Below are 8,338 nucleotides of genomic sequence, written 5' to 3'. Positions count from 1 at the left end.
TACAAAGGTAGGCAATATAATAAAATTACAAAAATAATTTCTATTTATTTAATAATAGTAGTACCTTTGTCTGCCAACGATTATTAACATGAACCACGAATATCAAATCATAGCAAAAAGCTTATCATTAACTGAAAAGCAGGTAAAAGACACCACAGAACTACTTGACGAGGGTTTCACAATCCCTTTTATTGCACGTTATCGCAAGGAACGTACAGGCTCACTTGATGAAGTGCAGATTGCAGCCATCAGCGAACAAGCCGAGAAAATGAAGGAGCTTGAAAAACGAAAGCAAACCATCTGCAAGACTATTGAGGCACAAGAGAAACTTACACCTGCCTTAAAACAGAAGATTGAAGCAACATGGGATGCTGCCGAACTCGAAGATATCTATCTGCCATTCAAACCTAAACGCAGAACAAAAGCACAGGTAGCACGTGAAAATGGACTCGAACCATTGGCTCAAATCATTCTTCTTCAACGTGAACGACAACCAGAGCAAGTAGCCAACTATTATATAAAAGGTAATATAAAGACCGCAGAAGAAGCCTTGTCTGGCGCAATGGATATCATTGCAGAAGTCATTAGTGAAGACAAAATCATCAGACAAAAAGTGAGAAATGTCTTCAAACGTGAGGCAATGATAAGCTCAAAAGTCGTCAAAAGCAAACGAGACGAAGAAGAAGCACAGAAGTTTTCCGACTATTTTGATTTTACTGAGCCACTTAAACGTTGCTGTAGTCATCGCCTGTTAGCTATACGTCGTGGCGAAAAAGCTGGTTACTTGAAAGTTAGTATCGATGTAGAAGAGAAACAATGCACGGACCAAATACAAAAGAAATATATCCATGGATATGGCAAATGTCAACAACTTGTCGGCGAAGCGTGCATAGATGCCTATAAAAGACTTATCAAACCATCTGTTGAAACAGAATTTGCTAACTCCAGTAAAGAGGCCGCTGACAAAGAAGCAATCCATGTATTTACAGAAAATCTCCGTCAGCTACTCTTAGCATCCCCTTTGGGTCAAAAGCGCGTTATGGCTGTTGATCCTGGCATTCGCACGGGATGCAAGGTGGTTTGTCTTGATGAACAGGGAAACTTACTGCATCATTCAGTAATTTATACACTTGGAAACAAAGTTCAACATGATGCACTCGCCGATTTTCATATACTCGCACAACAATATCATATAGAGGCCGTTGCTGTAGGGAATGGCACAGCAAGTCGTGAAACAACAGACATTCTTCGTCGATTAGAAGGTATTCCTGTTTATGTAGTCAGTGAAGATGGGGCTTCCATCTATTCGGCTTCAGAGAACGCACGCAAAGAATTTCCTCAACTTGACCTTACGGTTCGTGGCGCAATTTCTATTGGACGCCGACTTATGGACCCATTAGCCGAGCTCGTAAAGATAGATGCCAAGAGCATCGGCGTAGGGCAATATCAACACGATGTGAATCAAACCTTGTTAAAACAAGCTCTTGACAGAACCGTAGAAAGTTGTGTAAATCAAGTTGGAGTTAATCTTAACACTGCATCTATCCACTTACTTGCTTACGTCAGCGGGCTCGGAATGTCGCTTGCAAAGAATATTGTTGAATACCGAAAAGAGCATGGTGCCTTCACTTCGCGCAATCAATTAAAACGTGTTTCTCGACTTGGCGATGCAGCTTTTCAGCAATGTGCAGGTTTCCTTCGCATCCCAAAAGCGCACAATCCGCTTGATAATTCTGCCGTGCATCCAGAGCGTTATCCCCTTGTTGAAGCCATGGCTAAAGAACAACATTGTGAAGTGAGCGACCTCATTGGCTCTCCTGACAAGCTAAAAAAGATTGAATTGTCTCGATTTGTCACATCAGAAGTTGGAATGCCTACCCTCAATGATATCCTTAAAGAGCTTGAAAAGCCCGGACTTGATCCCCGTAGTCAGCTTGAAGAATTCCGTTTTGATGAGCGCGTTCACACAATAGAAGACCTCTCTGTTGGAATGGAACTACCGGGCATAGTGACAAATATCACAAACTTTGGAGCCTTTATTGATATCGGTGTTCATCAGGATGGTCTCGTTCATATATCTCAATTGGCCGATAAATTCATAAAAGATCCCAATGAAATAGTAAAGCTCCACGAACATGTTTTCGTACGAGTGATAGAGATAGATCATAAGCGTCAGCGTATCGCACTATCCATGCGGAATCAAAAGAAATAGAAGAAAACAACATCATTTAGTTCTCATTATCATTGCTTTATTCCTTGATTGATAATAAGTTGATATTCGTCAAGAAATCACTTAGAATCAACACTTTCAAAGGCCAATCTCTTGCTGCCAAGTAAATTTAGTATTAACTTTGCACAAAAATAAGGATAACAAGCGTTGGATAAACGCTTTAGATGTTTAGTTTAAGTAGAATTTAAAAAGTAAAAGAGATGGAAAATTTAATGAACATTATGAAGAGAGCTATCGCAAAGATTGTAAAAGCATACAAGAGATCAATGAAGCACTATGGTGAGGCCATGTTAAATGGAAGAGGTTATACTTGTGCATAAAAGCAAGAAACATAATAAAACTAAAGCCGGCTGGTTCATTCCAGCTGGCTTTTTTATTTCTATTTGAATGCTATGATAGTGTTAACATAAAAGCTATTCTTTTAGTGCAGTTCATCATTAGCGTCAATTGATTACACAAAATGATGCAAACAAGGCTGCATTCTCTTGCATTTCACACGATGATTTGATGCAAACAGAAAAAGGAATTAAATGATGATATGAAATGCACCAATATAAATGAAAAAAGAGAAAGATTGAACAGCAAAGATATTTTTTGGCATAACGTTTGCAAACTTCAATGATAAAAGCTATTTTTATAAGTATAAATCAATCACGAACTAAAATAGGAGACATTATATATGACGAGTCAGTTTTCCCCAAAAGTATCAGAAATATTGGCTTACAGCAGAGAAGAAGCCAACCGACTTGCCAGTCGTTCGGTAGGACCTGAGCATCTTGTGCTTGGCATACTACGCGAAAAAGACAGTTTGCTTCATCTGCTTTTCCAACGAATGAATATCAATCTCGATGATGTTAAAAATGAATTGGAAGACAAAGTTAGGCAAGATGTTATTACAGAAGTCATCATTGACTCGGAACTTGTGCTCAATGAGCAGGCCAGCAACATTCTAAAGCTTGCTGTTCTTGAGGCTCGTATACAACACACGCAAATGGTTGATGTTCAACATTTGATATTGGCCATTCTGCATGACCAAGTGAATAATGGTGCGAAAGAAGTTTTAGAAGGAAATCACATGACGTATGAAGATACGCTTACTTATCTGAAAACTCAGAAAAGTAGCAATGCAAAACCTTCTGACAGCTTTGGTATGCCCGACGAAGAAGAGGAAGAAGAGGAGGCGATATCCCAAAACGGAGGTGGCAAAAACAATGCAACCACAAAGACTGTAAATGGCAATCAGAAAAAAGGTACACCCGTTCTCGACAACTTTTCAACGGATTTAACCAAGGCTGCTGCCGAGGGAAAGCTTGACAAAGTGGTTGGAAGAGAAAAGGAAATTCAGCGTGTCACAGAGATTCTTTGCCGCAGAAAGAAGAATAATCCTATTCTCATCGGTGAGCCAGGAGTTGGAAAGAGTGCGATTGTTGAAGGCTTGGCACAACTTATTGTGCAGCATAAGACGTCACCTGTTCTTTTCAACAAACGCGTTGTTAATCTTGATTTAACGGCGATTGTTGCTGGAACAAAATACAGAGGACAATTTGAAGAGCGTATTCGTTCATTGATAAACGAACTTGAAAAGAATCCCGATATCATTGTTTTCATTGACGAAATTCACACAATGATTGGTGCAGGAAGCACTCCCGGAAGCATGGATGCCGCCAATATCATGAAGCCGGCTTTGGCAAGAGGTGTGATTCAGTGTATAGGGGCTACAACAATCGATGAATATCGCAAGAGTATTGAAAAAGATGGAGCGTTAGAAAGACGCTTTCAAAAGGTCATGGTAGAACCTACAACGGCTGAAGAAACGCTGACAATTCTACATAATATCAAAGACAGATATGAGCTTCATCATCATGTAAACTATACAGATGAGGCGCTGAAAGCTTGTGTCAAATTGACAGAACGCTACATTTCTGATCGCTATTTCCCTGATAAAGCCATAGATGCCTTAGATGAAGTGGGGTCACGTGTACATCTTCAGCATGCTGAAATGCCAGAAGAACTGGTTGAAAAGCAAAAGGAATTGGAGCAAACAATACAGAAAAAGCAGCAAGCAGTGAAGAATCAAGACTTTGAACTTGCCGCTGCCTATCGTGATCGTCAAACCAATTTAGAACGACAAATCGATGAACTGAATCGCCAATGGACTTCAGATGACAACACTACGCGACAAACGATCAGCGAAGATGAGGTTGCAGAAGTTGTCTCGATGATGGCTGGTGTTCCCGTACAACGCATTGCTGAAGCCGAAAATGTAAGGCTGAGAAACATGGGAGATGTGCTGAAAGCGCAGGTGATTGCCCAAGACAATGCGATTGAAAAGATGGTAAAGGCCATTCAAAGAAACCGAGTTGGCATCAAAGACCCCAACCACCCAATTGGTGTATTCATGTTCTTAGGGCCGACAGGTGTAGGCAAAACATATCTTGCAAAGAAGCTCGCTGAATATATGTTTGGTTCGGATGATGCCCTGATTCGTGTGGACATGAGTGAATATTCAGAAAGTTTCAATACTTCACGACTCGTTGGTGCACCTCCCGGATACGTAGGCTATGAAGAAGGAGGACAGCTCACTGAGAAGGTGCGCAGACACCCCTACTCTATCATTTTGCTTGACGAGATTGAGAAAGCTCATGGCAACATCTTCAACATGCTACTCCAAGTGCTCGATGAAGGACGGCTGACGGATGGTAATGGAAGATTAGTTGATTTCAGAAACACTGTAATTATCATGACTTCAAACGCAGGAACAAGACAACTGAAAGAGTTTGGTCATGGTGTGGGCTTCAACGCAGGAGGAAACACGGGGATAAGTCTTAATGACAAAGATAAAGAATATGCGCGCAGCATCATTCAGAAAAGTCTCAGCAAACAATTTGCCCCCGAGTTCTTGAATCGTTTAGATGAGATTATCACTTTTGATCAACTTGATCTTGAAGCAATAAAGAAGATTATAGATATCGAACTAAAAGGCCTCTATAAACGAATTGAATCGCTGGGTTATCAGTTGACAATCACAGACAATGCAAAAGAGTTTGTTGCAACAAAGGGCTATGATGTCCAATTCGGTGCACGCCCATTAAAGCGCGCTATACAGAATTATATCGAAGATGGTGTATGCGAAAAACTGCTGTCGGGCGAGCTTCATGAAGGGGATACCATTGCGGTGAGCAAGATTCCCAATAAAGATGAGCTACAATTCAAATAATAAATAAAAGGGATAAAGAATAAACACACATAATCCCTTGAAAGTAAAACTTGGTCATGAGGTAACTCATAAGAAAATCAAAGAATATAAATTGCAGAAGAAATAAATTTTTCCAAGAATACAATTTATAAGACATTAAAAGAGAACGAGAAATGATTCTATCCGTCGATAGCCTCTTTTTTCGTTCTCTTTTCTTTTTATGCCCCCTTCGGAGTCACTCAGAAGCATGATTTTTTCGTTTTTAGTGCTACATACATTGTATCTAACACGAAAATCTTCCATTTGGTGTTAGATACATCGTATCTTACGCGAAAATCCTCCATTTGGTGTTAGATACATCGTATCTTACGCGAAAATCCTCCATTTGGTGTTAGATACGTTGTATGTAGCCTAAAAAATCTCCATTTGGTCTTACATACGTTGTATGTAGCATGAAAATACTCCATTTGGTCTTACATACGTTGTATGTAGCATAAAAATCCTCCATTTGGTCTTACATACGTTGTATGTAGCATGAAAATCCTCCATTTGGTCTTACATACGTTGTATGTAGCACGAAAATCCTCCATTTTTGCTCTTAGAATCATGTATGCAAACACTCAAATAAACTTCTCTATATGCACCAACAAGCTAACTATCTATAAACAAGAAAGAGAACTTTGTTTCCAAAATTCTCTTTCCTTGTAGTGGTGATTCCGTTGGGATTCGAACCCAAGACCCACAGCTTAGAAGACTATCCGAGCGAAGAAATGTAATATACTGATTTTATGTATATTACACTGCTTATCTTTTTATTGATATATTCGTTTTATTGCGAATTGTTTAAAAAAGTGAGCTTGGTTTGGTATACATATCATCACCATTTTTATCTTCTCGGTCTTTGTCCTTTTTCACAGATATACCAATTGTGTTTAGTAATTTTCCAATCAGCCATTTACTTATCGTTGGTTTATCGATTTGGCCAAGTGCACCGATGATAAAGCCGTTTTTTACTGATAATACCATGTTGTTAGATTTGTTTTCTAAATCTATATAATATCCTTCACCTTTGTCGAAGTCGTATAGATAGTGAAGACAGTTCAGCATTTGTTCTTTTGTATTGAACTCGAGGCGTATTCTCTCTGTGTTTGTTTTTACTAATTTTGTGCCAATGTTTTTTAAATCGCTTGTTGAAAGGTAGACGGTATAGTCGCTGGTTCCGTTTGTGTACTCGGTGAAATCAATACTACTATCCGCAAACTTTCCGATTGTTGTTGTGTGCGATAGAATTTTCTGTGCGTGCGTGCTGATGCTTACCAGCAACGCGATGATTACTATTATTTGCTTCATAATTTATATTGATTAAATTTGTTCACGTGATATAGAGCCTACGACCTTGTATGCGTGCAGAATATCCGACGTCTTAATTTCCGTGTCTGGGTAAATTCTTGCACCCTCTGTGTCGGTTGCTGGGTTAATGGCTGACAGACGCACACGTCCTTTCTTATCTGCTTCGTATGCAAACCTTACAAATCTGTCGCTATCTGTTATGATAAGGTATTTTCGGCCCGGTGTGATAGCTTCTGTTTCAGGGAGGATAAAGATAATGTCGCCAGCCTCGTATTTAGGTGCTGCATCTTTCCCGTAGTAGATGAAGCCTAAGCAGCCGGCGAAAGCTGGGATAGAAACGTACTCGATGACGGGGAAGTTTGTTGTACTTAGTTCCTTTGTGATATTGTCACGAACCCGGATATTCAGTATAGGCTGCATGTTAGGCTTTGTCCCGATCCCGAAGATATCTTTCTGCAAGATGTTTGTTATCTCCTGCAAGTAACTGCTTTTGAAAAGGTGTGCGTTGAGGCGAGAGTTCAGCCCCTGCGGACTGATGCCTAACTGCTCGGCAAGCCATGCAAGGTTTATGCAGTGTTCTTGCAATGTTTTCCTTACTTCTTTACCTTCCATGTTCTATTGTGTTAATCTGTCGACCATGTTCGTTAGCTGCTGTATCTGTTTTTGCGAAGTAGCTACTACATCTATCAGGTCACTTTTCTGTTGTTGTGAGGTTTCAAGCTCTCTCGTCAGCGTAGACACAGTTTCCGTCAGCGTGGTGACATTATCTTGCTTTTGCTGTGCATCTGGATAGCTGTAATTGTTTTGCGTGCCTATATGCCCACTATTTTCATTTTGTGCACCTACTGTCACATCGCCAGAGTTAGTAGCGATAGACTGATTGCCAGAGGCGGTAACTTGAACAGATGTAGATGCATACTTTGTTCCTTTATAGAAGAAGTCCATAGAAACATTTAGGACATCGCATAATTTTTCAAGAAAGCCTGTTTTTATGTCAGAAACCTTTAAGGCCTTTGAAAAATTTTGCTGCGACATCTCCAATTCCGCTGCTAAATCCTTGAATTGTAAGCGTGTATGTGCTAAAATGTACTTCAATTCCTCTCCTGTCATTTGAAATATGAGTTTATTATAAACTTAATTAATGTTAAGAATAAACTAAAAGTTTGTTTCATTCAACCAAATAGTTTATCTTTGCCATAGAAATCTGAAACAAAGATATAAATAAATTTTGAAATAAACAATACCCTGTAAGGGGTAAACTTAAAAAGAACGATTATGAAAGCAAATAAATTGCAGTACAGCACACGGGAGATTAACCGAGATTTCAAGATTAAGGTTTACGGTTACACGGACGAAGGCAGAAAGGTAGACATGCTCGTAGGCGTTTCGGGGCTTATCTTTCTGATAGGTGTAGAGCATGCTAACAAGCAGATTGAAAGAGCCTGGAAAAGCCACTCTACTTTGACCCCTTTGGGCAAACAGGATTGCTCACTTTGGCCATAAAATGATTGCCCCTTTTGGTCAAAATAATATTGACCACTTAGTACAAGTGTCGTTAGAGT

At 39.7% G+C, this 8,338-nt stretch carries 6 protein-coding genes; 3 read left to right on the top strand and 3 right to left on the bottom strand.

The window, feature by feature from the left end:
• Positions 1-88: 88 nt before the first annotated feature.
• Together HMPREF9420_RS01875 and HMPREF9420_RS01870 are read left to right on the top strand one after the other, a co-directional pair.
• Complete coding sequence (locus HMPREF9420_RS01875; RefSeq protein WP_007133695.1) at positions 89-2,212, top strand: Tex family protein; 2,124 nt, start codon at positions 89-91, stop codon at positions 2,210-2,212.
• 697 nt (positions 2,213-2,909) lie between these two features.
• A complete protein-coding gene (locus HMPREF9420_RS01870) occupies positions 2,910-5,447 on the top strand; it encodes an ATP-dependent Clp protease ATP-binding subunit (RefSeq protein ID WP_007133693.1) in 2,538 nt (845 codons plus the stop codon).
• 822 nt (positions 5,448-6,269) lie between these two features.
• On the opposite strand, the gene HMPREF9420_RS01865 is transcribed toward HMPREF9420_RS01870, so the two are convergent.
• The 3 genes from HMPREF9420_RS01865 to HMPREF9420_RS01855 are packed head-to-tail and all read right to left on the bottom strand — an operon-like array spanning position 6,270 to position 7,886.
• Positions 6,270-6,776 (bottom strand): hypothetical protein, encoded by a 507-nt coding sequence (locus HMPREF9420_RS01865; protein ID WP_007133692.1) that lies wholly within the window; start codon positions 6,774-6,776, stop codon positions 6,270-6,272.
• A gap of 12 nt (positions 6,777-6,788) precedes the next feature.
• Positions 6,789-7,388 carry a S24/S26 family peptidase gene (locus HMPREF9420_RS01860; protein WP_007133691.1) on the bottom strand — a complete coding sequence of 200 codons (600 nt, stop codon included), beginning with the start codon at positions 7,386-7,388 and terminating at the stop codon, positions 6,789-6,791.
• 3 nt (positions 7,389-7,391) lie between these two features.
• Complete coding sequence (locus HMPREF9420_RS01855) at positions 7,392-7,886, bottom strand: helix-turn-helix domain-containing protein (RefSeq protein ID WP_007133690.1); 495 nt, start codon at positions 7,884-7,886, stop codon at positions 7,392-7,394.
• A gap of 165 nt (positions 7,887-8,051) precedes the next feature.
• Between HMPREF9420_RS01855 and HMPREF9420_RS01850 the strand changes: the two genes are divergently transcribed.
• Complete coding sequence (locus HMPREF9420_RS01850) at positions 8,052-8,279, top strand: hypothetical protein (RefSeq protein WP_007133689.1); 228 nt, start codon at positions 8,052-8,054, stop codon at positions 8,277-8,279.
• Positions 8,280-8,338: the final 59 nt, after the last annotated feature.

It is taken from the genome of Segatella salivae DSM 15606 (assembly GCF_000185845.1).
GTDB lineage: Bacteria > Bacteroidota > Bacteroidia > Bacteroidales > Bacteroidaceae > Prevotella > Prevotella salivae.
Note: the sequence above shows the minus strand (reverse complement) of the source record. Positions and strands in the feature narration are given on the sequence as shown.